The following is a 1,656-nucleotide window of genomic DNA, read 5'->3' as shown; positions in this document are numbered from 1 at the left end:
GAATAATAAATGAGTATTTTAGTATGGCATCATTAAAGGTTAAAAAGAGTCCACATATATTAAGGCATTCGTTTGCGACTCACTTATTAAACCAAGGTGCAGATTTAAATGCTGTAAAAGAACTTTTAGGACATTCTAGTTTAGCTGCAACACAGATTTATACTCACAATAGTATAGCAGAACTAAAAAAAGTATACTCTAAGGCGCATCCTAGAAGCAAAAAGTGATAACAGCAACTCATTGTTAAACCAATAAAAAGAAGAGTATGAAGGTGAACACACAATCCGTAAATTTCAATGCAGACCAAAAACTATTGGATTTCATTCAAAAACGAATGGATAAGCTAGAACTGTTTTATGACAAAGTCATAAAATCAGATGTATTTTTAAAAGTAGAAAACACAAGTGATAAAGAAAATAAAATATTTGAAGCAAGAGTAAGCGTACCAGGAGATAGTTTTGTAGTAAAGAAACAATGTAAAACGTTCGAAGAAGGAGCAGATAGTGCTATTGCCTCTTTAGAAAGACAACTAAAAAAGCGAAAAGAAAAACTTAGAGCACACATGTAGAAAAAATATTTAAAATATTTTAAAAAAATGTTTTGAATAAAAGAATAAATATATACATTTGCAGTCCGTTAGAAATAGCGGGCTTTTTTTATGATTAAAAATGCAGAAAAAAAGCCGATGTAGCTCAGCTGGCTAGAGCAGCTGATTTGTAATCAGCAGGTCGTGGGTTCGAGTCCCTCCATCGGCTCAAAAAAATAAACAGATTTTCTAATTTTAGAAATGAAGTTTTAAAGTTCTTTAAAAGAGTGATAAATTTAAAATAGGGGAGATACTCAAGCGGCCAACGAGGGCAGACTGTAAATCTGCTGACTATGTCTTCGCAGGTTCGAATCCTGCTCTCCCCACTATTTTTTTAAATAGGTTTTAAATTAAAAAGGAATTTAAATAATTGCGAGAGTAGCTCAGTTGGTAGAGCGTCAGCCTTCCAAGCTGAATGTCGCCGGTTCGAACCCGGTCTCTCGCTCTAATATTTAAGCCGGTGTAGCTCAGGGGTAGAGCGTTTCCTTGGTAAGGAAGAGGTCACGGGTTCAAATCCCGTCATTGGCTCAATTTTAAAGACATAAAATATAGAACACTAATATTATTATATAACTAAGATTAAATTATTAAAAGCATGGCAAAGGGAACTTTCGATCGTTCAAAACCACACTTAAATATAGGTACAATTGGACACGTAGATCACGGGAAAACAACGTTAACTGCTGCTATTACTAAAGTATTAGCTGACGCAGGTTTATCAGAAGCTAGAGATTTCGATCAAATCGATAACGCTCCTGAAGAAAAAGAAAGAGGTATTACAATTAATACATCTCACGTAGAGTATCAAACAGAAAATCGTCACTATGCTCACGTTGATTGTCCAGGTCACGCCGATTACGTAAAGAACATGGTAACTGGTGCTGCTCAAATGGATGGTGCTATATTAGTAGTTGCTGCGACAGATGGTCCAATGCCACAAACTCGTGAGCACATCTTATTAGGTCGTCAGGTAGGTATCCCAAGAATAGTAGTATTCTTAAACAAAGTGGATATGGTTGATGATGAGGAGCTTTTAGAATTAGTAGACATGGAAGTTAGAGAATTATTAT

The 1,656-nt window shown here is 35.3% G+C and carries 3 protein-coding genes and 4 tRNA genes; all 7 read left to right on the top strand.

From position 1 onward, the window contains the following. The coding region (locus tag ACVC2P_RS17045) for a tyrosine-type recombinase/integrase (RefSeq protein ID WP_452599656.1) at positions 1–227 on the top strand (227 nt) is incomplete at its 5' end. Positions 228–265: 38 nt separating this feature from the next. Continuing rightward, the gene (hpf, locus tag ACVC2P_RS17040; RefSeq protein WP_452599655.1) at positions 266–568 is read left to right on the top strand and encodes a ribosome hibernation-promoting factor, HPF/YfiA family; all 303 of its coding nucleotides are present in this window, start codon (positions 266–268) and stop codon (positions 566–568) included. 113 nt (positions 569–681) lie between these two features. Then, a tRNA-Thr gene (locus ACVC2P_RS17035) sits at positions 682–755 on the top strand. Positions 756–830: 75 nt separating this feature from the next. After that, positions 831–912 (top strand) — tRNA-Tyr (locus tag ACVC2P_RS17030). Positions 913–958: 46 nt separating this feature from the next. Beyond that, positions 959–1,031, top strand: a tRNA-Gly gene (locus tag ACVC2P_RS17025). A gap of 11 nt (positions 1,032–1,042) precedes the next feature. After that, positions 1,043–1,114: transfer RNA gene (locus ACVC2P_RS17020), tRNA-Thr, on the top strand. Positions 1,115–1,181: 67 nt separating this feature from the next. Further along, the coding region (locus ACVC2P_RS17015) for a GTP-binding protein (RefSeq protein WP_452599654.1) at positions 1,182–1,656 on the top strand (475 nt) is incomplete at its 3' end.

This window comes from Pontimicrobium sp. MEBiC01747 (assembly GCF_053601635.1).
This window is presented reverse-complemented; position numbering and strand designations above follow the sequence as displayed.